The sequence below is a fragment of the Agrobacterium sp. RAC06 genome (assembly GCF_001713475.1).
Taxonomy (GTDB): domain Bacteria; phylum Pseudomonadota; class Alphaproteobacteria; order Rhizobiales; family Rhizobiaceae; genus Allorhizobium.
The window spans coordinates 3,782,820-3,803,692 of sequence record NZ_CP016499.1; the positions used below are offsets into that span (position 1 = coordinate 3,782,820).

Annotated in this window: 17 protein-coding genes; 8 read left to right on the plus strand and 9 right to left on the minus strand. The window is 62.4% G+C overall.

The features are described 5' to 3' along the window. Positions 1–12: 12 nt before the first annotated feature. The 3 genes from BSY240_RS17955 to BSY240_RS17965 form a co-directional block, all read right to left on the minus strand. Entirely contained in the window at positions 13–939 is a 927-nt protein-coding gene (locus tag BSY240_RS17955) for a cobalamin B12-binding domain-containing protein (RefSeq protein ID WP_236759280.1), read from the minus strand. A 121-nt stretch (positions 940–1,060) separates the two neighbouring features. Further along, complete coding sequence (locus BSY240_RS17960) at positions 1,061–2,875, minus strand: 1-deoxy-D-xylulose-5-phosphate synthase (RefSeq protein WP_236759386.1); 1,815 nt, start codon at positions 2,873–2,875, stop codon at positions 1,061–1,063. 279 nt (positions 2,876–3,154) lie between these two features. Beyond that, positions 3,155–3,541 (minus strand): c-type cytochrome, encoded by a 387-nt coding sequence (locus tag BSY240_RS17965; protein ID WP_069043220.1) that lies wholly within the window; start codon positions 3,539–3,541, stop codon positions 3,155–3,157. A 166-nt stretch (positions 3,542–3,707) separates the two neighbouring features. Here BSY240_RS17965 and BSY240_RS17970 point away from each other — a divergent pair, with 166 nt between their 5' ends. After that, positions 3,708–4,154: a TspO/MBR family protein gene (locus BSY240_RS17970; RefSeq protein WP_054147795.1), complete on the plus strand. Its 447-nt coding sequence runs from the start codon at positions 3,708–3,710 to the stop codon at positions 4,152–4,154. Here BSY240_RS17970 and BSY240_RS17975 read toward each other — a convergent pair. The 6 genes from BSY240_RS17975 to BSY240_RS18000 form a co-directional block, all read right to left on the minus strand. Next, positions 4,121–4,423, minus strand: a complete 303-nt coding sequence (locus BSY240_RS17975; RefSeq protein WP_054147796.1) for a hypothetical protein — start codon at positions 4,421–4,423, stop codon at positions 4,121–4,123. The two genes, BSY240_RS17970 and BSY240_RS17975, sit on opposite strands and share 34 nt — an antisense overlap. Next, entirely contained in the window at positions 4,420–5,625 is a 1,206-nt protein-coding gene (locus BSY240_RS17980) for a geranylgeranyl diphosphate reductase (RefSeq protein ID WP_150127497.1), read from the minus strand. The genes BSY240_RS17975 and BSY240_RS17980 overlap by 4 nt, the downstream gene beginning before the upstream one ends. Before the next feature lie 34 nt (positions 5,626–5,659). After that, complete coding sequence (locus tag BSY240_RS17985; protein WP_069043222.1) at positions 5,660–7,024, minus strand: BCD family MFS transporter; 1,365 nt, start codon at positions 7,022–7,024, stop codon at positions 5,660–5,662. An 11-nt stretch (positions 7,025–7,035) separates the two neighbouring features. Beyond that, the gene (gene chlG / locus BSY240_RS17990; RefSeq protein WP_069043223.1) at positions 7,036–7,959 is read right to left on the minus strand and encodes a chlorophyll synthase ChlG; all 924 of its coding nucleotides are present in this window, start codon (positions 7,957–7,959) and stop codon (positions 7,036–7,038) included. A 61-nt stretch (positions 7,960–8,020) separates the two neighbouring features. Then, on the minus strand, positions 8,021–9,472 hold the full coding sequence (gene ppsR, locus BSY240_RS17995; RefSeq protein ID WP_069043224.1) for a transcriptional regulator PpsR: 1,452 nt from the start codon (positions 9,470–9,472) through the stop codon (positions 8,021–8,023). Further along, on the minus strand, positions 9,469–10,251 hold the full coding sequence (locus tag BSY240_RS18000; RefSeq protein WP_069043225.1) for a cobalamin-binding protein: 783 nt from the start codon (positions 10,249–10,251) through the stop codon (positions 9,469–9,471). Before BSY240_RS18000 ends, ppsR begins: the two co-directional genes overlap by 4 nt. A 377-nt stretch (positions 10,252–10,628) precedes the next feature. Here BSY240_RS18000 and bchF point away from each other — a divergent pair, with 377 nt between their 5' ends. The 7 genes from bchF to BSY240_RS18035 are packed head-to-tail and all read left to right on the plus strand — an operon-like array spanning position 10,629 to position 20,865. Further along, entirely contained in the window at positions 10,629–11,174 is a 546-nt protein-coding gene (gene bchF / locus BSY240_RS18005) for a 2-vinyl bacteriochlorophyllide hydratase (RefSeq protein ID WP_069043226.1), read from the plus strand. Further along, on the plus strand, positions 11,171–12,475 hold the full coding sequence (locus tag BSY240_RS18010) for a ferredoxin:protochlorophyllide reductase (ATP-dependent) subunit N (RefSeq protein ID WP_069043227.1): 1,305 nt from the start codon (positions 11,171–11,173) through the stop codon (positions 12,473–12,475). The genes bchF and BSY240_RS18010 overlap by 4 nt, the downstream gene beginning before the upstream one ends. Next, positions 12,472–14,034 (plus strand): ferredoxin:protochlorophyllide reductase (ATP-dependent) subunit B, encoded by a 1,563-nt coding sequence (gene bchB / locus BSY240_RS18015; RefSeq protein ID WP_069043228.1) that lies wholly within the window; start codon positions 12,472–12,474, stop codon positions 14,032–14,034. Before BSY240_RS18010 ends, bchB begins: the two co-directional genes overlap by 4 nt. Further along, the gene (locus BSY240_RS18020; protein WP_069043229.1) at positions 14,006–17,779 is read left to right on the plus strand and encodes a magnesium chelatase subunit H; all 3,774 of its coding nucleotides are present in this window, start codon (positions 14,006–14,008) and stop codon (positions 17,777–17,779) included. The genes bchB and BSY240_RS18020 overlap by 29 nt, the downstream gene beginning before the upstream one ends. Further along, positions 17,776–18,705, plus strand: a complete 930-nt coding sequence (gene bchL / locus BSY240_RS18025; protein WP_054147805.1) for a ferredoxin:protochlorophyllide reductase (ATP-dependent) iron-sulfur ATP-binding protein — start codon at positions 17,776–17,778, stop codon at positions 18,703–18,705. The genes BSY240_RS18020 and bchL overlap by 4 nt, the downstream gene beginning before the upstream one ends. A gap of 7 nt (positions 18,706–18,712) precedes the next feature. Beyond that, positions 18,713–19,429, plus strand: coding sequence for a magnesium protoporphyrin IX methyltransferase (bchM, locus tag BSY240_RS18030; RefSeq protein WP_054147806.1), 717 nt, complete (start codon positions 18,713–18,715; stop codon positions 19,427–19,429). Next, on the plus strand, positions 19,426–20,865 hold the full coding sequence (locus BSY240_RS18035; protein ID WP_083229670.1) for an MFS transporter: 1,440 nt from the start codon (positions 19,426–19,428) through the stop codon (positions 20,863–20,865). Before bchM ends, BSY240_RS18035 begins: the two co-directional genes overlap by 4 nt. Positions 20,866–20,873 lie beyond the last annotated feature (8 nt).

The following is a 20,873-nucleotide window of genomic DNA, read 5'->3' on the forward strand; positions in this document are numbered from 1 at the left end:
CTTGCAATGCGGTCAGGCACCCATCCGGTCCGCCAGATGCATGACCTCGAGTGCCGATTTCGCCACCATGTCGGCGCCGATATTGCCGAAGGCGCGCGGGTCCTTCATGACGGCCGGACCACCGACCGCAATCTTCATCGGACCCGGGCTGCGCCTGGACTGAACCCGGCGAATGGCAGAGGCGCATTCATCGACTTCGTCGACACGGCCGACCGAGATACCCAAAAGAGTGTAGGAGGAATTCGACAGGCGCATGTAGAGGCTGTCGTTGAGTTCGAGGTCCGCACCACCTTCGACGTCCCAGCCCATGTCGCGAAAACATGAAGCAACGATCGATACGCCGATGGTGTGCAGGGCGCCCGGGGTCCGCGCCAGTAACACGCGGCGCGCCTTTTGGCGATCGCGAATGGTCTGGCTGCGGTTCTGCGACAGATGGTTGACGATCATGCCGAGCCTGGTTGAGGCCACCGCAACCTGGATGAAATCGGTTTCGTCATTGCACCAGAGCCGACCGAGTTGCGCGGCGACAGGCGAAAAAAGCTGGATCGCGAGCGTGTGCATGGGCAGGTCAGTGCGCTGCAATTCCTCGATGATCTCCCGGTGACCACGAGGATCTGCCTGGACGAGGGCCTCAGTGAGCGCGGATCGGTAGGTGATCGCCTTGTCGGTTCCCGGCAACTCCCGCGCCTTCGGATCCAGTTCCGGATGCAGATGGAAATCGATTTCCGGCGGCATCTCGCTCACGCGCGGACCTTTTGTCATATCCGCATGGCTCGCTCCCACGAGCCGCGGCACGGCATCCCGGATCGCGCCTTCGAGAATGCGCTGCTCCAGGCTTGTCAGCCGCGTGTCCGACTTTGACAGCGAAGACCTACCATCACCATTGTACGGAGGTTCGTCCGCCCCGCCGGGTGGTCCCCCGTTCTTTTCACCCGCCATATCACCCTCCCGGTCATCGGCTTGGGCAGATCCGCTCATCCCGATGGGATATTAGTGCATTCTTGCGCCGACGCCAAACCTCTCGTAGTCGAATACGCCTGATGCCGTCTTGTGGTTTAGTTCAGCGGTCCTCCGCGCGGTGGAGGCGCGTCGGCAGTTCCTGCTGTCCGGCCCTTGCGGACCTGCGAATATCGGCATTAGGCCTTGCCACCGTAAGGCCGTTGCGCGCTGCAGCCGCAATGTGGCGGGCTGTCAGCTTGGCTTCCTCGTACATGTCCTCGGGGCTTGCCTGGGCGATGAACGTGTCCGGTAGCGTCAGGGTCCGGACGGCACAACGTCCGTCGAGCATGCCGCGATTGGCCAGATGATGAAGAACGAGTGCGCCGAACCCGCCGGTCGCGCCTTCCTCGACCGTCACCAGCATCGAATGGTTGTCGACGAGTTCAGCCAGAAGCGCGGTATCGAGCGGCTTGGCAAAACGCGCGTCGGCGACCGTCACGGAAATTCCTTCGAGTGCCAGAAGGCGGCGGGCCTTGAGACAGTCGGCAAGCCGGGTGCCGAATGACAGGAGCGCGATCTGGCCTCCCTGCTCGATGATGCGACCGCGGCCGATCGGCAGAACTTCGCCACGGATCGGAAGGGGGACGCCCGTGCCCTCGCCACGCGGGTAGCGAAATGCAATAGGACCGTGATCATGGGCTGCTGCCGTCGCAACCATGTGTACGAGTTCAGCCTCGTCGCTTGCGGCCATCACTGTAAAGCCGGGCAGGTTGGCGAGATAGAGAATATCGAAGGCGCCGGCATGGGTAGGGCCGTCAGCCCCGACCAGCCCGGCTCTGTCGATCGCGAAACGGACAGGCAACTGCTGCAGGGCCACATCATGGACGATCTGGTCATAGGCGCGCTGCAGGAAGGTCGAATAGATCGCGCAGAATGGTTTCATGCCGCTGGCCGCGAGACCGGCCGCGAAGGTGACGGCATGCTGTTCGGCAATGCCGACATCGAAGGTGCGATCGGGAAAGGCGGCTCCAAAGCGGTCGACACCGGTGCCGGCCGCCATGGCGGCCGTGATCGCGACGATGCGGTCATCCGTTTCCGCTTCCGCAATCAGGGCGTCGGCGAAGACCCGCGTGTAGCTCGGCGCCTTTGCTTCTGCCTTGTTTTGCTTGCCCGTTGACACATCGAACGGGTTCACGCCGTGATACTTGTCCTCGGCTGCTTCGGCCGGTGCGTATCCGGCTCCCTTGCGCGTGATAACATGCAAGAGGATCGGACCATCCTTCTCGTCCCGCAGTTCTGCCAGAAGTGGAACCAGCACGTCGAGATCATGCCCGTCGACCGGTCCACGATAGTCGAAGCCGAAGTTCTCGAACACGTTGCCGACATTCGTCCCGGCTTTCCGGCGGACGTCCGACAGGTGGCGGTTGAGCGCTCCGGTCGAGGCTGAAATCGACATGTCGTTGTCGTTGAGAATGACGATCAGCGGGCGGCCTGATGCCCCGGCATTGTTCATCGCTTCGAAGGCCATGCCGGCGGACATCGCGCCGTCGCCGATGATGCACACGACATGTCCGTCTTCCCCCTTCAAGTCCCGGGCAGTGGCAAAGCCGAGGCCTGCTGAAATCGACGTGGACGAGTGAGCGGCACCGAAGGGGTCGAAAGGGCTCTCGCCACGACGGGTAAAGCCGGACAGGCCGTCCTTCTTGCGCAGGCTGCGCATGCGGTCCCGCCGTCCGGTCAGGATCTTGTGCGGATAACACTGGTGGCTGACATCCCAGATGATCGTGTCGCGCGGGGCTGAGAAAGAGGCGTGGATGGCGACAGTCAGCTCTATCACGCCAAGACTGGAGCCGAGGTGGCCGCCGGTTTCGGAGACAACCCGAAGTGTCTCGCCGCGCAGTTCCTGCGCGAGACGACAGAGCGCCGCCTGGTCCATGCTTTTCAGGTCGTCAGGGACGCGCACCTGGTCAAGCAGAGGGGTGGCGACGTCATTCGCAAAAGAAAAACCCACTGTGCTCTCCTCCCACGAAAGAGCCCAATTCTCCTGGGTCCGCTGTCGCTGCGAGCGCCGATTTGGCGCATCCGGTGGGCGGTTGCCTGAGACTGGTGCAATATCTGCATATTCGGAGAAGACGAGCGATATGTAAACTTTTTTTTACACTTTTTCGCGGAATTCCGCCGGAATCTGCATCCCGGCGGAACGAGCCCCCAGAGATCAGGGGGCCGGGAAGGTTTTCATATGAGCGATTACGTCGGCGATTTCCTTCGGATCCTTCAAGCCGGCAAAGGCCATGCGCGTGCCCTTGACCACGCCACGGGGATTCTCGAGGTAAGCGGCCAGCTGTGCGTCATCCCATACCTTGCCGGCGCCGAAATCGGTCATTGCCTTGGAGTATTTGAAGCCTTCGGCTATGCCGGGCTGGCGCCCGATCACGCCCTGGAGAGAGGGGCCAACCTTATGTTTGGCGTCGGCGACGTTGTGACAGGCCGCGCATTTCTTGAACACGGCCTCTCCGGCTGCAGCGTCTCCTTCCTGCGCGAAAGCGTTCTGAGACAGCAAAAGGGCTGCGACGGTGCAAGCGGCTGCAATTATCCTCGACATGTGTATCCTCCCATGGCATCGCGGATGAAGTAACAAATCATGCTGGCATAAAATTGACCCGTCCGGTTCACTCGCCGGGTGGTTCGCCTCTCATTCTGAAGCCAAGCTTGGAACCAGAATGCAGGCGATATGCTTCAATATACGGAAACCAACCCGGAGCTGGATCATGGCCGCAGTCGTCTTTCTCGTCATTGTTCTCGCAGCCGCCTCGAGCGGCGCGGTCTTCAAGCCCGGCGAGTGGTACGAGAACCTGCGCAAACCGAGCTGGACACCGCCCAAATGGGCCTTTCCCGTCGTCTGGACGATCCTTTATGTGCTGATCGGCTATGCAGGCTGGCTGATCTGGGATGTCGCCGGCTGGTCCCTGCCCATGGCCGTGTGGTCAGTGCAGATTGTGGCCAATGCTCTCTGGTCCTATTTCTTCTTCGGCATGCGGCGTATGGATCTAGCGCTTGTGGATGTTTCAGTTCTCTGGCTTTCCGTTGCGCTGTTCATCCTGGTTGCCTGGCCTGTGGCGCCGCTCGCATCGGTCTTGTTCGTTCCCTATCTCGTCTGGGTGACGGCTGCCGGCGCACTCAATCAATCCGTCCGCCGCCTCAACCCGGAGTCCTGAGCCGCAAGCCTGATCCGTAAATCGATCAGGAAGGCGACCAGCGAGATAGCCAGCAGCAGGGCCAGCCACAGAACCTGTGTCTGGCGCATGGCCAGCCCGAAGGCGGCGAGAAGAGCGCTGCCCGAGATGGCATTGGGCGCGAGATTGACGAAAGTCGATCGTGGCTCTGGTGATCGCCGGGCGACGATCAGGGTGATTGCCCACAACAGCGCAATCGCCACCGCACTGATCCAGCCCGACGCGAAGAGGAAGACCAGCGATGCCGTCATCTTTGCCCTGCAGGGATGCCGAACAGCTTGGCGAGATCTTTGAAGAAAACGCGCAAATGGGCAAGGGGGTCACGGCGCACGAGTTTCTTGTTGAGATAGGATTCCCAGGTCAGCCGCTGCACGTCGGGATCTGCGCACATGGCCACGAACTTCTCGCGCAGCCTGTCGTTGCGATACCAGATCTTCTGCATGATGCCGAGGATCAGGAAGACCCTGCCATGAGCCCGCATGAAGGTCCGGCGCGCATCGGCCAATGCCCGCCCGCTATTCGACAGCAGTGACTGGTGCACGGCGTCTGCCGATAGCCTTCCGCAGAGCATGGCGTAATATATGCCTTCGCCCGAAGACGGGGCGACGGTGCCTGCGGCATCGCCAGCGAGCAGAACGTTGCGGCCGTTGTCCCAGCGCTTCATCGGCTTCAAGGGCAAGGGCGCCCCTTCTCTTCGGATGACCCGACAGTCGCCAAGGCCGGCCGCAAGCTTCAAGGCCCGCGTCGCCTCCCGGATGTTGTGACCCTTGACGGCCGTGCCTGTGCCGATGCTGGTGTGGCCCCCATGGGGGAAGACCCAGCCATAGAAGTCAGGCGAGATGCGGCCATCATAGACGACGTCACAGCGGTCGGCCTTGAAGACGGACTCATCGGCGTTGGACGGGCTTTCGACGATCTCGTGATAGGCAAAGACATAGGGCGGCTTGCGGGAGGCCGGGAACATCAGGCGCCGCACGGCCGAGTTGGCGCCGTCTGCACCGATGACGCGTCGGGCCCGGATCTGGATCGGTTCCGGACCGGCATCCTTGGCCGTCGATTCCACTGTCAGTTCGAGCAGGCCGCCGTCTCCTTCCGCCATCTTGTCGAGCTTGCCGCAAAGTCTCTCCGCTCCGGCGTCGGCGGCGCGCTGACGAAGGTAAGGGTCGAAGGCGGCGCGATCGACCATGCCGACATAACCGATGTCGCCGATCGTCATGTCCACGGTCCGACCTGATGGTGCGATGATCCGCGCCGCATTGGCGCGCGCCACCAGCTGGGCCTCGGGAATGGCGAAATCGGCCAGCGCTCTCGACGGGATTGCCCCACCGCAGGGCTTGATCCGGTTGTCCGGGTCGACGAGGAGCACGCTATGCCCCTTCTCGGCCAGCCGCTCGGCGGCCATGGCACCACAGGGGCCTCCACCGACAACGACAACGTCATAAATCTTCGACATGCGCGTCTCCCTGCCGGGCATCCGGCCTCAGGGTTCATTCTCCAGGCATGATAGCAGCGTCTTGAATCGGGGCTTGCGATCGCATCGACTGATGTCCGATACGCGTTGCGACGAGTGCCGACACGAGGAAAAGGCCCGCCTCAATCGAGAAGACCGCCGCGAAAGCATGTGCATCACTCGCCATCAGCCAGCGGCCGAGATCGAGCGCCACCGTTCCCAGGACGCCGCCGAGTCCAAAGGCGATAGCCTGTGCTGCACCCCAGACGCCCATCCGCATTCCGTAGTTGGATGTCCGGCCCTGTCCCGCAAGGATCATCATCGTGCCGACGGCTGCTACCGCAAAGGCGCCGTTGGTCGCGCCGAGCAGGAAGATGTTGAACTCCAGCGGCCAGAAGGGTGCGGCTTGCGTGGACAGCGCAAGGGCGCCCAAAGCCACTGCCGAGCCGAAGCAGCCCCAGGTGATGAAATGTCTCGGCAGATTGGGATAGTGTTTTCCAAGGAGCGCGCCCGAAAGCCCAACTGTCATCATGCCAAGCAGCACGCCGCCATGCTGGATGCCTGAGAGCGCCGTCGTTTCGCCCGGCGTCATGCCGAAGAGAAGGCCGGCATAGGGCTCAAGGATGAGGTCCTGTGTGGCGAAGGCCAGCATGGAAAGGAAGATGAACAGTGTGAAGAGTCGCGCCTCGCGGTCATCGAGTACGTCTCGCAAGCTTTCCCGGAAGCCCGCAACCGCGGGGCGCTCTTCCGATGCCCCCACCGTCGGTCGGGCCTCCATGCCCGCCACTCCGACGATGCCGATGAGGAAGGCAACCACGCCGGTCGCTGCCGTGACGGCGACCAGGCGCTCGTGGGAATAGGGATCGAGCTGCGCGCCAACGACGATGGATGTCACGATGATGCCTGTGATCATCAGCATCCAGGTGATCGTCGCGGCTGCTGCGCGTTTTTCGACTGCCGTCTTCATGGCGATCAGCGCAAGCAGAGATGTTCCAGAGGCGCCAATGCCGATGCCGATCAGGATATAGGCGACGATCGCTGCCATGATGCCGGCGAGAACCGACTGCTCGAAGAGAAGTGTCGTTGCAGCCGCGCCCGTTCCAGAAACGGCGAGGAGGGCAAGGCCGCCGAGGATCCAGTGTGTTCGGGATCGGCCGGTATCGGACTTGTGGCCCCAGATGGGGCGGGTGATCTGGACGCCGTAGTGCAGGCCGACCAGCAGACCCGGGATGACGGCGGCGAGACCGAGTTCGACGATCATCACCCGGTTCAGGGTCGAGGTCGTCAGCACCACGATTGCGCCGAGTGCTGCCTGGACGAGGCCCAGCCGGATGATCGCGAACCAGCCGAGGCCCTCGTCTGCGGAGCGGCTGGATTGGGGCTTGATGGCAAGCTGACGCATGATCGCGCTTTCTATCCGAGGGATGGCGCGGGGGGCGTCAGTGATCCGAGCGCCACAGCTGCCGCCATCATACCGGTGACATAGAGACCCACACCCACCGCCGAGTACCAGACCGCCTTGCCTTCGGGATCACGCAGGAAACGGATCATGCAGAGGAGTTGCAGGGCGAGAACGACGCCGACGAGGATTGCCCCTGTCTCTAGGCCGGCCTGTGCGAGCAGAAGGATGACGCAGGCCTGTGGGACGGCCATGACGAGGCAGGCAATCCGGGCAGCGTTGAGGGCGCCGTGCAGAACCGGCAGCGTGTCGACGCCCATCTGCTGATCGCCCTTGATCGATTTGAAATCATTCAGCGTCAGGATGCCGTGAGCGCCGACGCCGTAGAGAAGCGCAATCAAAAGGGTGCGGGTGGACGGCGCATGGCCGAGCGCTGCCGTCGCGGCCGTGATCCAGGGCAGGGTCTCATAACTCAGGCCGACAACGCCATTGCCGATCCAGCCATTTTGCTTGAAGCGGAAGGGTGGCGCGCTGTAGCCCCAGGCGAGCGCGAGGCCAACCAGAGCAGCGGCAAAGACGAGTGGTCCAAGAAATGCTGCAACGGCCATGGACAGAACGGACATGACTATTGCGATGGCCAGTCCCCATTGGCCGGGCATTCGGCCCGATGGAATGACCCTATGCGGCTCGTTGATCGCGTCGACGTGGCGATCGAACCAATCGTTGACTGCCTGGCTCATGCCACACAGCAGCGGTCCGGCGAGGAGTACGCCGAGCGCGATCGGAAACCACCGGTCGCCTATGCCAGCTCCCGAGGCAATCGCGCCACAGGCAAAGGCCCACATCGGCGGAAACCATGTAATCGGCTTCAACAACTGCACCACCGCCTTAGGCGACGGGTAGGAGGCTGCCGGGACATGGGAAGGGATCTGAGCCATGGGAGGAGGCTAGTCCGCACCCTGGGATGTGTCAACTAAAATTGACAGTCTTGATCGTCTGTCAGGCGTGACGATCGGAGCCGGGACGGTAGTCCTCAAGCCCGTGGCGCCGCAGCTTGATATAGAGGCTCTGGCGCGAAAGGCCTAGGATCTCCGCTGCATAGGCGCGGTTGTTGCTGGTTTGGTCGAGTGCCGCCTCGATGCAGATCTTTTCGATCACATCGAGGGATTCCCGGATCAGGTCCTTGAGCGGAACCTTGCCCACGAGTGCGGAAAAGCCCTCGGCCTGGTCGGACATGCCCGGAGACGGAATGGTCAGGCGCTCATTGCCCGTCTGCTGTGGGATCACGATCAACTGGATCGTGTTGCTGCTGGCATTGAGCCGGGCCGAGATGCTGACGGCGCTTTCGCCGGAAAGATTGTCGGTCAGGGTCGAGGTGAAGCCGCGAATGGACGGCTCGTCCAGGAGGCGCGTGTAGAGCACGCGGATATCGATGGCGGCGCTCGTGAACCAGGATCCGATGTTGCGGCCGAGAACCTGGGTCAGGGACGGCGCATGAATGAGGTCTAGAAACAGGGTATTGGCCGCGATGACGACACCTTCGGCATCCGTCAGCAAGACGGCCTCAGGCAGATCCGCAATCTCGACCCCCGTGCCGCCGACCGGCCGCTCCGTACGCTGGCGCTTGCTTTCCTTGTCCTGGTCGGCTGGCCAGATCGCCAGAAGAACATTGGTGATGCCGTTTTCCCGATAGGAGCGGATCGTGAGCGAAACGGGCTCGCCCTTGGCGACGCTTACGCCATCCACATTGACCGGATTGGGACTGTGGCGTGCCTCGCTGATCGCGTCTCCAACCCGATCGCGGTCTTCCTTGGCGAAGAGGTCGCGGATGGACTTGCCGGACAGGGGGGCGCCGGTCGAGGACAGAAGCGTGCTGGCAGCCGGATTGGCATCCAAAATCGTACGCCGTTCGCCATCGAGCATGACATAGGCGACGGTTGCGACCTTGAAAGCTGTCCGATAACGGGTCTCGGCTTCCTTCAGTTCGCGGTAGTCGGCCTCCAGTTCCATCTGCGTCTGGACGAGGCGCTGCTGGTCGAGCATCTGCTGGCGCAGCTCGCGGCCAACCACGATGGTATAGGGAAAGTCTCGGGCGGTGTAGGCGGAGTAGACGACCGGAAGATCGGGCTTCCCGCTGCACTTGTGGTTGACCTGGTAGCCGCGCAGGGGGCGGTGGCTGGTCTCTGCCGACAGCATGGAGTCGATCTTCGGGACCGACTCGATCGTCACGCAGTCCTGAAGCCGCTTGCCAACCGTCTTTGACAAGCCATAGTCGGCAAGATCCTTGTTGGTGAAATAGACTTGTGAGATGATCGAGGACTGGTCGACGAGCAGAACGACGTCTGCGCCGAGGCTCACCAGCGAGCCTATCGAATCCGGATCGAGCGTCTTCAACAGGCTGTCTGCAACCGCGAAGCCATCTGTACCGCTATGACCGTTCAGTGGCTTCATGGAGTGAGCCAATCGATTCCGCTGGGTGTAACCACTGCCGTTCGGCCGGCGGCGCTAGCCTGCTGGCTGATTCTTTCCAATTCATAGTAACTTTCGCAGATCTTCACGGCGGAGTAAACGCTGTCACAGATGCAGTCAATCCCCAAACCTACAAGAAAATCAACGGAATCCAGCGCTGCTGTGCCGCCGACGATGAGGGGTAGGCGCGGCCCGGGGCGAAGCTTGCGCACATCCTGAACCAGGGTCTTGAATTCTGTAGCAAGCCGGATGTTGCTCCAGCCGATGCAGGCGACATCCGCCTCTTCGACGGCACGTGCGAAGGTCGGCGTTCTCAAGGCCGAGGGCTCAAGCACCTCGCTTGTCCAGCCAAGGCTGTCGAAGAGCAGGCCAATCAGGTGCGGCATCAGCGTATGCTGCTCGCCAGACGGCGTCATGATCAGCGCTGCGGGCGCATTTCGATTGCGATCGGCTTCCCGCAGGTCGAGCGACAGGGAGATTGCCAGCGCCTGCAGACGGGAGGTTCCTATTGTGACGTCGATGAAGTCGCAGTCATCCGAGACCCATTCCCGGCCGAGCAGGCGCGCGACGGTTTCCAGGAACAGAACCTTGACATAGTAGGGCCGGCCCCGCGGAAGTTCGTGGTCGAGAAACGCGCGCAGGGACGCCATGCGCGTGCGCGGGTGAAGAACGAGAATACGAAACTCAGCGAGCGCCCTTTCGTAGAGGCGATCGTGCTCCAGACCTCGGTCGTAACGTGTCGACAGCTTTTCGGCGGTCATCGAAGCCACCGTTCCCTCGATTAGGCGGCGGAGCTTCTCCCCGTCGCTTTGGGCTAGGTATGCTCTCTTGCCTTCCACGGCAACCCTTGTGAGCGGCTGCAGGCCCTCGCAATGCGACGGGGCCGTGCCATTTGGCCTCTCATTCATCCCTTGAAGTGATCCGTCCATCATCCCGCGCCGTGCTCCCCGCCCGCGAAACCGTTTCAATGCGGCGTCAGGCGTGGACGGCAGGCATCACGTCAGACGAGCAGGGGTACAATGTACTCACTTTTCATTTCTGTAAATAAAAATATACGTCAATCTAAGTTGACACTTCTGCTGTGGCGGGCGTAGTCTTGACCCAATCCGATTTCCTTTGGGAGGGGATGGGAGAAGGGATGACCGCCATGCGCATACCCACACCATCGGCATCAAGCCGAGCCCTTTACACACCGGACGAGCGCCGCAGGCGCGATGAAAGTGTCTGGACCTTGGTGCAGGGTATTCTTGCTCCCGTGCAGTTCTTTGTTTTCCTTGTCAGCCTCGGTCTGATCTTTCGCTTTCTGGCGACGGGTGAAGGCCTGTTTGCCGCCCAGGTGTCCATCGTCGTGAAGACGCTGACGCTCTATGCGATCATGATCACCGGCTCGATCTGGGAAAAGGTCGTGTTCGGCCGCTATCTGTTCGCCCGCCCGTTCTTCTGGGAAGACGTCTTCTCGATGCTGGTCCTGGCGCTGCACACCGCCTATCTCATCGCCCTGTTTGCCGGTTCGCTGACCTCAGACGCGTTGATGGCGCTCGCGCTTGCAGCCTATGTCACCTATGTGATCAATGCAGGCCAGTTCCTCTGGAAGCTGCGGCTTGCGAGGCTCGATCATGCCGAAAACCTGAGATCGTCTGCTGCACTTGGCAATGGCTCCTCTCTGACTGGGGGCGCGTCATGAACCAGCCGCTCGTCTCTTGCGCGACACCTTCGGCCACCATCCGGCAGCGCGGCCAGCATGAAGTCTTCTGTGGTCTGACGTCCATCATCTGGCTGCATCGCAAGGTGCAGGATGCCTTTTTCCTCGTGGTCGGGTCGCGCACCTGCGCCCATCTCATCCAGTCTGCTGCCGGCGTGATGATCTTCTCCGAGCCGCGTTTCGCAACGGCCATCATGGAGGAGCGCGATCTCGCCGGCATGGTCGACATGCATGACGAACTCGACCGCGAAGTCGCTCGCCTGCTCGAGCGCCGTCCCGATATCCGGATGCTGGTGCTGGTCGGCTCCTGTCCGTCGGAGGTCATCAAGTTCGACCTCAACCGCGCCGCCGAACGGCTAGACAAGCGTTTCGGCTCGAAGCCGCGCGTCCTTTGCTATTCCGGCAGCGGCATCGAAACGACCTTTACCCAGGGTGAAGACAATTTTCTCGCGGCTCTGGTGCGCGACCAGTCCGTGCATGGCGCAGGCGACAAGGTCGCCAAGCTCGTTGTCGCCGGCTCGGTTGCCGATGTGGTGGAAGACCAGTTTGCCCGGCTGCTCGATGATCTCGGTTTGGAAGACGTCGTCTTCCTGCCAGACCGCAGCAGCGAACGTCTGCCTCAGATCGGCCCCCACACCCGCTTCATCCTCGCTCAGCCCTATCTTGGTGCCACAGCCGCCGCACTCGAAAGCCTCGGTGCAACGCGCATCAATGCAATCTTCCCGCTCGGCGAAGAGGGTACCACGGCGTGGCTTAAGGCGATTGCCGATACGTTTGGCGTGTCGCCGGCCCGTTTTGCCGCTGTCACCGAAGCTCCGCGCCGCCGCGCGCTCGAAGCGACCGCGCATTACCGCAGTGCCCTCCAGGGCAAGCGTGTCTTCCTCTTCCCCGACAGCCAGATGGAGCCGTCTCTCGCCCGCTATCTCAGCCGCGAGCTCGACGCCGAGATCATCGAGGTCGGCAGCCCCTATCTGCACCGCGAGCATGTGGCTGGCGAACTCGCCATGTTGCCGCCGGGCGTCTCCATTTCCGAGGGCCAGGACGTCGAGATCCAGATCGACCGTTGTCGCACGGCAAAGCCCGACCTCGTCGTCTGCGGCATGGGGCTTGCCAATCCCTTCGAGGCGCAAGGCATTGTTACCAAGTGGTCGATCGAATTCGCCTTCACACCGATCCAGGGCTACGAACAGGCAGGCGACCTCGCCGAGCTCTTCGCCCGCCCGCTGACACGCAAGGCCATGATCGCGGGCGACCGCTCCGGAAATCGGAGGGCCGCATCATGAAGCTCACCATGTGGACCTATGAAGGACCGCCGCATGTCGGTGCCATGCGGATCGCCGCCTCGATGAAGGGCGTGCACTACGTGCTGCATGCGCCGCAGGGCGATACCTATGCCGATCTGTTGTTCACCATGATCGAGCGTCGCCCCTCGCGTCCGCCCGTCACCTACACCACCTTCCAGGCGCGTGATCTCGCAGGCTCCACGGCCGATGTGTTCAAGACCGCCTGCCGCGATGCGGTCGAGCGCTTCCAGCCGGATGCGCTTCTGGTCGGCGCCTCCTGCACGGCCGAACTTTTGCAGGACGATCCGGCGGGGCTTGCCAAGACGCTCGATGTCGGTATCCCGGTCGTGCCGCTGGAGCTTCCTTCCTATCAGAAGAAAGAGAACTGGGGTGCGGCGGAGACTTTTTATCGGCTTGTGCGCAGCTTTGCCGGCGGTCGCGAGCGTCCCACTGAGATTGCCCCGAACAGCTGCAACATCCTCGGTCCTTCAGCCCTCGGTTTCCGTAACCGTGACGACGTCACCGAAATCTGCCGACTGCTTGCCGCGAACGGTATCGACGTGCGTGTCGTGGCACCCCTCGGTGCAACCGTAGCCGACCTCGCCCGCCTGCCGGACGCCGCCTTCAACATCGTGCTCTATCCCGAGATCGGCGAGAGTGCGGCGCGCTATCTGAAGAAGACCTTCGGCATGCCCTTCGTCTCGACCGTGCCGATCGGCATCGGCGCGACGCGCACCTTCCTTGCGGAGGTCCGAGCGCTAGCAGGCCTTTCGAACGATGAACCTGTCGGCGAGGCTGAGGACCGGGCAACCTGGTATGCCCGCTCGGTCGACAGCAATTACCTCACCAACAAGCGCGTTTTCGTCTTCGGTGACGCGACCCATGCGATCGCTGCTGCCCGTATCGCAGCCCGAGAACTCGGCTTCAAGGTCTGCGGCATCGGCACCTACATGCGCGAGTTCGCCCGCGAAGTGCGTGAGGCTGCGGAAGAGTTCGGCGTTGAGGCCTTGATTTCCGACGACCATCTCGATGTCGAGCAGGCCATCATCGACGCCCGCCCGGAGCTTGTTCTCGGCACGCAGATGGAGCGCCACATCGCCAAGCGGCTGCGCGTTCCCTGCGCCGTCATCTCGTCCCCCGTGCATGTCCAGGATTTTCCGGCCCGCTACTCGCCGCAAATGGGCTTCGAGGGCGCGAATGTCATCTTCGACAGCTGGGTTCATCCGCTGATGATGGGGCTTGAAGAGCACCTTCTGCAGATGTTCCGGGATGACTTCGAGTTCAACGATCAGGCGCAGGCATCGCATCTGCATGCCCACGCCCCGGCAGCCGCGGCTGCTGCGACCGAAGTGGTCTCCGACGATGAGACGCTTGTGCTTGCCGAGGTGCCCGCCGATGACGCGGCCTGGACGCCAGATGCCGAGCGCGAGCTGAAGAAGATCCCCTTCTTCGTGCGTGGCAAGGCCCGCCGCAACACCGAACTCTTCGCCGCCCGCAAGGGCATCCGCCCCATCACCGTGGAGACGTTGTATGACGCGAAAGCCCATTTCGCCCGCTGACGCGACCCCGGTCCGGGTGGTGTTCGTGACACTCGACAATCATATTGTCGCAGCTGTCGATGATGCACGGCGCAGCCTCGCACAAGACCTGCCGGGGCTCACACTCTCCGTGCATGCCGCAACTGACTGGAACGACAATCCGGCGAGCCTTGAAGCCTGCCGCGCGGCGATCCTTGGTGGCGACATCATCATCGTCTCGATGATCTTCGTCGAAGAGCATGTGCGCGCCATCGCAGACGTGCTGGAAGCACGCCACCTCGAATGCGACGCCATGGCCTGCTGCATGTCGGCCGGCACGATCATGAAATACACGACCATGGGTCGCTTCAAGATGAGCGAGGAGCAGAAGGGTCCGCTGGCACTCCTGAAGAAGCTCCGTGGAAAAAGCTCGCGTGGTGGCAAGGACAGCGGCCGCACAGCTGGGGAACGCCAGCTCGCCATGCTGCGTCGCCTGCCGCAATTGCTGCGCTTCATTCCGGGGACCGCGCAGGACGTGCGCAACTACTTCCTGACGCTGCAATACCGCATTGCGGCTTCGGACGAGAATGTCGCCAACATGGTCCGCCTGCTGGTCGGCAAATATGCCAAGGGCGAGCGCAAGGGCCTCCAGGGCCGCATCACGGTCGGAGATCCGGTCGAGTATCCCGACATGGGGCTCTATCATCCGGGCCTGAAGCCACGGGTCACGACGCAGCTCTCCAGCCTGCCGCACAAGGCCGGCGCGCGCGGCACGATCGGGCTTCTGCTTCTGAGAACCTACATCCTGTCTGGCGATACCGGCCATTATGACCGTGTCATCCGCGAGCTGGAACTGCGCGGCTTCAATGTCGTGCCGGTGTTTTCGAGCGGTCTCGATATGCGCGGCGCAATCGAACGCTTCATGACGCCAGCTGCCGGTGGTTCGCGCATCGATGCACTCTGCTCGCTGACCGGTTTCTCGCTGGTCGGCGGACCGGCCTATAGCGATGCCGCTGCCGCTGCCCAGACACTGGCTGCGCTCGATGTTCCCTATTTCTCGGCGATGGCAACCGAGTTTCAGAGCAAGGAAGTCTGGTTTTCGTCGACGCAGGGGCTGACCCCGATCGAAACCACGCTGATGGTGGCGATCCCGGAACTCGACGGCTCGATCGGTTCCATGGTCTTCGGCGGTCGCTCTGACGCGGGTGGCGGGGCGAGAGCCTGCATCTGCTCGCGAGAGCTTGCCTCCTGCCCGTCCGGCAGGGCCTGCATGCAGCCCGATGACGAACGCGTCGTGCTGCTCGCCGATCGCCTCGCTGCCATGGTCGACCTGCGCCGCAAGGAACGTGCCGAGCGCCGTATCGCCATTGCGATGTTCAACTATCCGCCGAACAGCGGCAGCATCGGCACCGCCGCCTATCTCTCCGTCTTCGAGAGCCTGTTCGAGACCATGCGTCGGCTGAAGTCGGAAGGGTACGATGTCGACTTGCCCGCCGATGCCGAAGCGCTGAAGGACGGCATTCTTGAAGGCAATGCAGCTCTTTATGGCGTCGAGGCGAATGTCCACACGGTCATCCCCGTCGACCAGCATGTGCGCAATGAAAAACACCTCGCCGATCTCGAATCAAAGTGGGGACCGGCTCCGGGACGTGTTCTCAGCAATGGGCGTGGCATCTTCGTGCTCGGCCGCCAGTATGGAAACCTGCTGATCGCGATCCAGCCGCCCTTCGGTTATGAGGGCGACCCGATGCGCCTGTTGTTCGAGGGCGGCTTTGCCCCGAACCATGCCTTTGCCGCCTTCTACCGCTATCTGCGCGAAACCTACCGCGCCGATGCCGTCTTGCATTTTGGCACTCATGGTGCACTGGAGTTCATGCCGGGCAAGCAGGTGGGCCTCTCTGCAGATTGCTGGCCGGATCGCCTCCTGGGCGCGCTTCCCAACTTCTATCTCTACGCCGCCAACAACCCGTCCGAAGGCACGATCGCCAAACGACGGTCGGCTGCAACGCTGATCTCCTATCTGACGCCGCCGATCACGCATTCCGGGCTCTACAAAGGCCTGACGGAGATCAAGGGCAGCCTGGATCGCTATCGCAGTGCAGCTCCCGAGGCGCGCGTCGAGCGCGAGAGGCTGTTCCAGCTCATTCAGGTGCAGGCCGAGCAACTGGACCTGGGCAAGAATGGTATCGCGCTCGCCGAATCCGACGTGGTGCTGGCGCTCGTGGCCGAGGTGGCTGAAGTCGAATACGCGCTCATTCCGCACGGTTTGCACATTGCCGGTCGCGCAATGGAAGAGAACGAGCGTTTGGAAATGCTCGACCATGTCGCCGCCAACATGCCGCCTGCCGTGCGTCCGCACCTTCAGACTGAGTTGATCGCCGCGATCGCCAAGGGTGACGCCGCGACGATTACGCGGATGACGAAGAATGCCGTGGGTGAGCTCAAGGACAGTATCGACAAGCTGGTGACGATGAACCGCGAACTGGCGAACAACGGCGAGATCGATGGCCTCGTCAGGGCGCTGGACGGCCGCTATGTCTTGCCGTCGCCCTCTGGTGACCTGTTGCGCACGCCGGAACTGCTGCCAACCGGTCGCAATATTCACGGTTTCGATCCCTTCGGCATTCCGAGCGCCTTTGCCATCCAGGATGGCGAACGCCAGGCAGCGAAGGTGCTCGAACGCTATCTCGCGACCGATGGACGCCTGCCGGAAACGGTGGCCGTTGTTCTCTGGGGCACCGACAATCTGAAGACCGGCGGCGCGCCGCTGGCGCAGGCCATGGCACTCATGGGTGCGCGGCCCAGACTCGATGCCTATAACCGCGTCTGCGGCGCCGTTCTGGTGCCACTCGAAGAGCTGCAGCGTCCGCGGATCGATGCGGTCATGACGCTGTCTGGCATCTTCCGGGATCTCCTGCCGATCCAGGCGAGCATGCTGGCCGAGGCGAGCTATCTCGCAGCTGTCGCAGACGAACCGGTCGAGATGAACTTCATTCGTAAGCATGCGCTCGCCTATTGCGAAAGCCATGGCTGCGACATCGAGGCGGCGGCTTACCGAGTGTTTTCGAATGCCGACGGCGCCTATGGCTCCAACGTCAACATGCTGGTCGCCTCGTCCTCCTGGAGTGACGATGACGAGATCGCGCAGACCTACAGCAATCGCAAGAGCTTCGCGATCAACCGTCGCGGCAAGACCAGCGCGCAGGCCGAGGTCTTTGATGCGATGATCGGGCAGGTCGACATGGCCTACCAGAACCTCGATTCCGTCGAGATCGGGGTGACCACGATCGAGAACTATTTCGACACGCTGGGTGGCCTGACCAAGGCTGTCAACAGGGCCAAGGGTGGCGGTTCGCTGCCGGTCTTCATCTCCGACCAGACACAAGGCGAGGGACGTGTCCGCACTCTCGGTGAGCAGGTCGCTCTGGAGACTCGGACACGCACGCTCAATCCGAAGTGGTTCGAAGGCATGCTGAAGCATGGCTACGAGGGCGTGCGCAACATCGAGACGCAGGTGACCAATACATTCGGCTGGTCGGCGACAACAGGCGATGTCGACCCCTGGGTCTACCAGCAGATCACCGAGACCTTCGTGCTCGATACCGAGATGCGCGAACGGCTGGCCACACTCAATCCGGCGTCTGCCGCGCGTGTCGCCAACCGGCTGATCGAGGCGCATGAGCGCAACTATTGGCAGCCGGATGCAGAAACGCTCGCCGCTCTGAAACAGGCCGGTGAAGAATTGGAAGACCGTCTCGAGGGGCTGGTCAGGGAGGCTGCCCAATGAACATCTACACCCATGGCAAGATTGCCGAACGCGAGGCACGCATCGCCGAGAAGCTCCGGGAGCGCGCAGATGGCGAGGGCAGCGTTCAGGTGCATCTCGACCCGACGATGGAAATCGACGGAGCCAAGGTCTTCGCGGTCTACGGCAAGGGCGGGATCGGCAAATCGACGACATCGTCGAACCTCTCGGTTGCCTTCTCCATGCTCGGCAAGCGCGTGCTGCAGATCGGCTGTGACCCGAAGCATGATTCGACCTTCACGCTGACCAAAAGTCTGATCCCGACCGTCATCGACGTTCTCGAAAAAGTCGACTTCCATTCGGAAGAACTCCGTCCGGAAGACTATATGGTCGAGGGCTATAACGGCGTTCAATGCATCGAGGCGGGTGGTCCGCCGGCCGGCACCGGCTGCGGCGGTTACGTCGTTGGCCAGACGGTGAAGTTGCTCAAGGAGCATCATCTGCTCGACGACACCGATGTCGTGATCTTCGACGTTCTCGGCGACGTGGTCTGCGGCGGCTTTGCCTCGCCGCTGCAGCATGCCGAACGCGCGGTCATCGTCGCCGCCAACGACTTCGATTCCATCTTCGCGATGAACCGGATCGTCGCCGCCATCAAGGCGAAGTCGAAGAACTACGATGTGCGCCTCGGCGGCGTGATTGCCAACCGTTCGCGCGAAACGGACCAGATCGACCGCTACAATGCGGCGATCGGGCTGACGCGCCTCGCCCATGTGCCGGACAGTGACCATGTGCGGCTGAGCCGGCTGAAGAAGAGCACGCTGTTCGAGATGGGCGACAGCCCGGAGATCCTCGGCATCCAGAAGGAATACATGCAACTGGCCGAGCGCCTCTGGGCAGGCACCCCTGCGCTTGAGGCCGAGCCTATGAAGGACCGGGAAATTTTCGAATTTCTCGGTTTCGAGTGAGGTTGTCATGAGCCAGACCGATTACATCAGACGCACCGGCGAGATCGAACACTACTTCGACCGCACCGCGCTCGATGCCTGGAAGCGGCTGACCGGCGACCAGCCGGTGAGCGGCATTCGCGCCACCGTGCGCAAGGGGCGCGAAGAGATGCGTGGCACGCTTGCTTCGTGGCTGCCGCAGGACCTCACAGGCTGGCGCATCCTCGATGCAGGCTGTGGCTCGGGAGTTCTGTCCTTCGAGCTCATCGCACGTGGTGCCGAAGTCGTCGGCATTGATCTGTCCGCGCAAATGATCGCGCATGCCCGCCAGCGGGCGCATGACCTCGAAGCCGCCCATGGTCGTTTCAAGGGCTCCGTCACCTTCCACAGCGGCGACATGCTCGACCCACGCCACGGGCGTTTCGATGCCGTGGTCGCGATGGATGTACTGATCCACTACCGCCCGGCAGACGCCGTGCGTGTGCTTCACACTTTGGCCGAGCGCACCTCCCGCCAGATGATCTTCACGCTGGCCCCTGGATCCCGCCTGCTGCGGGCGATGCTTGCTGCCGGCAAGGTTTTCCCGCGCGGCAATCGTGCGCCGGCGATCTACCCGGTCGATCCGGAGCGACTTGTCGCACAGATGGTCAACCATCCGGAGTTTGCCCATTGGCAGGCCGGTCGCAGCCACAAGGTTGCCGTTGGCTTCTACACATCGCAGGCCATGGAGGTGATCCGGTCATGACGATCGCTGCCGCCAACCGCAAAATGATCTCGTTCTGGCAGAAGCTCGGAACGCGCTTCATGCCGTTTGCGGATGCGGCGTCGGCAGAGATGCCGTTGTCGAGGTTGTTGCGGCTGTCGCTCTTCCAGATCTCTGCCGGTTGCGTACTCGTCCTTTTGACCGGGACACTGAACCGCGTGCTGATTGTCGAACTCGGCGTTTCCGTCGCGCTCGTCTCGGCGGTGGTTGCCATTCCGGTTCTTGCCGCTCCGCTCAGGCTCCTCTTCGGTTTCCGGTCGGACACCTATAAATCGGTGCTGGGCTGGCGGCGTGTGCCCTATGTCTGGCTCGGCAGTCTGCTGCAGTTCGGTGGTCTGGCGATCATGCCCTTTGCGCTGCTGCTCCTGCAGTCACAGACCATCGGACCCGACTGGGCGGGCGCTGCGGGTGCGAGCCTCGCCTTCATTCTCACCGGCTTCGGCATGCACATGTCGCAGACGGCGGGTCTGGCGCTCGCCAGCGACCTCGTGCCCGAGGAAAAGCGCCCGCGCGTCGTCGCGCTTCTATACTTCATGCTGCTCACCGGCATGATCGGGGCCTCCAGCTTCTATAGCATCTTCCTGGTCGATTTTTCCCCGAAGGTGCTGATCCAGGTCATCCAGGGCACGGCGCTGCTCACCATCATCATCAACGTCATCGCCATCTGGAAGCAGGAAGCCCGCGACGTGCGCCGCTCGGCCGTTGACCGGGATCTGTCGAGCTTCTTCGATGCTCTCGACGATTATCGCAGTGCCCCTGGTGTCATGCGTCTGCTGCTGGCTGTTGCCATCGGATCTGCGGCCTTCTCCATGCAGGACATCCTGCTCGAGCCCTATGGCGGCGAAATCCTCGGCCTCACTGTCGGCGAGACGACGCGCCTGACTGGCATTTGGGCCTTCGGCACCATGGTCGGCTTCGCCTGGGCCGCCCGCAGCCTGCAGCATGGTGCTCAGATGTACCGGGTGGCGGCGCGGGGCTTGCTGATCGGTCTCGGCGCCTTCTCGGCCGTCATCTTCGCCTCGCCGCTCGGCGTTACCGCGCTCTTCCATCTTGGTGCCTTTGGCATCGGGCTCGGCGGCGGTTTGTTTGCCGTCGGCACGATGCTCGCCGCCATGGGTATCGCCGAGCGCTCGGACAGTGGTCTCGTCGTGGGCGCCTGGGGTGCCGTGCAGGCTACCGCCATCGGTGCGGCCATGCTGGCCGGCGGGGTGATCAAGAACACGATCAATTCACTGGCGCTCAATGGCTCGCTGGGTGACGTCATGATGACGCCGGCTGCTGGCTATCTGGTCGTCTACAGCTTTGAAATCATTCTCCTCTTTCTGTGCCTGGCGGTTCTCGGTCCACTGACCGGCCGGCGCTATCAGAGGGACTATCTGCAAGACATGCGTTTTGGATTGGCGGAGCTGCCCGGCTGATTGCCGGC

Excerpts from the sequence above, each read along its gene's own strand:
- BSY240_RS18035 (WP_083229670.1), top strand. The coding sequence starts at position 19,426 with ATGACGATCGCTGCCGCCAACCGCAAAATGATCTCGTTCTGGCAGAAG.
- BSY240_RS17980 (WP_150127497.1), bottom strand. The coding sequence starts at position 5,625 with ATGTCGAAGATTTATGACGTTGTCGTTGTCGGTGGAGGCCCCTGTGGT.
- BSY240_RS17965 (WP_069043220.1), bottom strand. The coding sequence starts at position 3,541 with ATGTCGAGGATAATTGCAGCCGCTTGCACCGTCGCAGCCCTTTTGCTG.
- bchF (WP_069043226.1), top strand. The coding sequence starts at position 10,629 with ATGACCGCCATGCGCATACCCACACCATCGGCATCAAGCCGAGCCCTT.
- BSY240_RS17970 (WP_054147795.1), top strand. The coding sequence starts at position 3,708 with ATGGCCGCAGTCGTCTTTCTCGTCATTGTTCTCGCAGCCGCCTCGAGC.
- BSY240_RS18000 (WP_069043225.1), bottom strand. The coding sequence starts at position 10,251 with ATGACCGCCGAAAAGCTGTCGACACGTTACGACCGAGGTCTGGAGCAC.
- BSY240_RS17955 (WP_236759280.1), bottom strand. The coding sequence starts at position 939 with ATGGCGGGTGAAAAGAACGGGGGACCACCCGGCGGGGCGGACGAACCT.
- chlG (WP_069043223.1), bottom strand. The coding sequence starts at position 7,959 with ATGGCTCAGATCCCTTCCCATGTCCCGGCAGCCTCCTACCCGTCGCCT.
- bchM (WP_054147806.1), top strand. The coding sequence starts at position 18,713 with ATGAGCCAGACCGATTACATCAGACGCACCGGCGAGATCGAACACTAC.
- bchB (WP_069043228.1), top strand. The coding sequence starts at position 12,472 with ATGAAGCTCACCATGTGGACCTATGAAGGACCGCCGCATGTCGGTGCC.
- bchL (WP_054147805.1), top strand. The coding sequence starts at position 17,776 with ATGAACATCTACACCCATGGCAAGATTGCCGAACGCGAGGCACGCATC.
- BSY240_RS17985 (WP_069043222.1), bottom strand. The coding sequence starts at position 7,024 with ATGCGTCAGCTTGCCATCAAGCCCCAATCCAGCCGCTCCGCAGACGAG.
- BSY240_RS18020 (WP_069043229.1), top strand. The coding sequence starts at position 14,006 with ATGACGCGAAAGCCCATTTCGCCCGCTGACGCGACCCCGGTCCGGGTG.
- BSY240_RS18010 (WP_069043227.1), top strand. The coding sequence starts at position 11,171 with ATGAACCAGCCGCTCGTCTCTTGCGCGACACCTTCGGCCACCATCCGG.
- ppsR (WP_069043224.1), bottom strand. The coding sequence starts at position 9,472 with ATGAAGCCACTGAACGGTCATAGCGGTACAGATGGCTTCGCGGTTGCA.
- BSY240_RS17975 (WP_054147796.1), bottom strand. The coding sequence starts at position 4,423 with ATGACGGCATCGCTGGTCTTCCTCTTCGCGTCGGGCTGGATCAGTGCG.
- BSY240_RS17960 (WP_236759386.1), bottom strand. The coding sequence starts at position 2,875 with ATGGACCAGGCGGCGCTCTGTCGTCTCGCGCAGGAACTGCGCGGCGAG.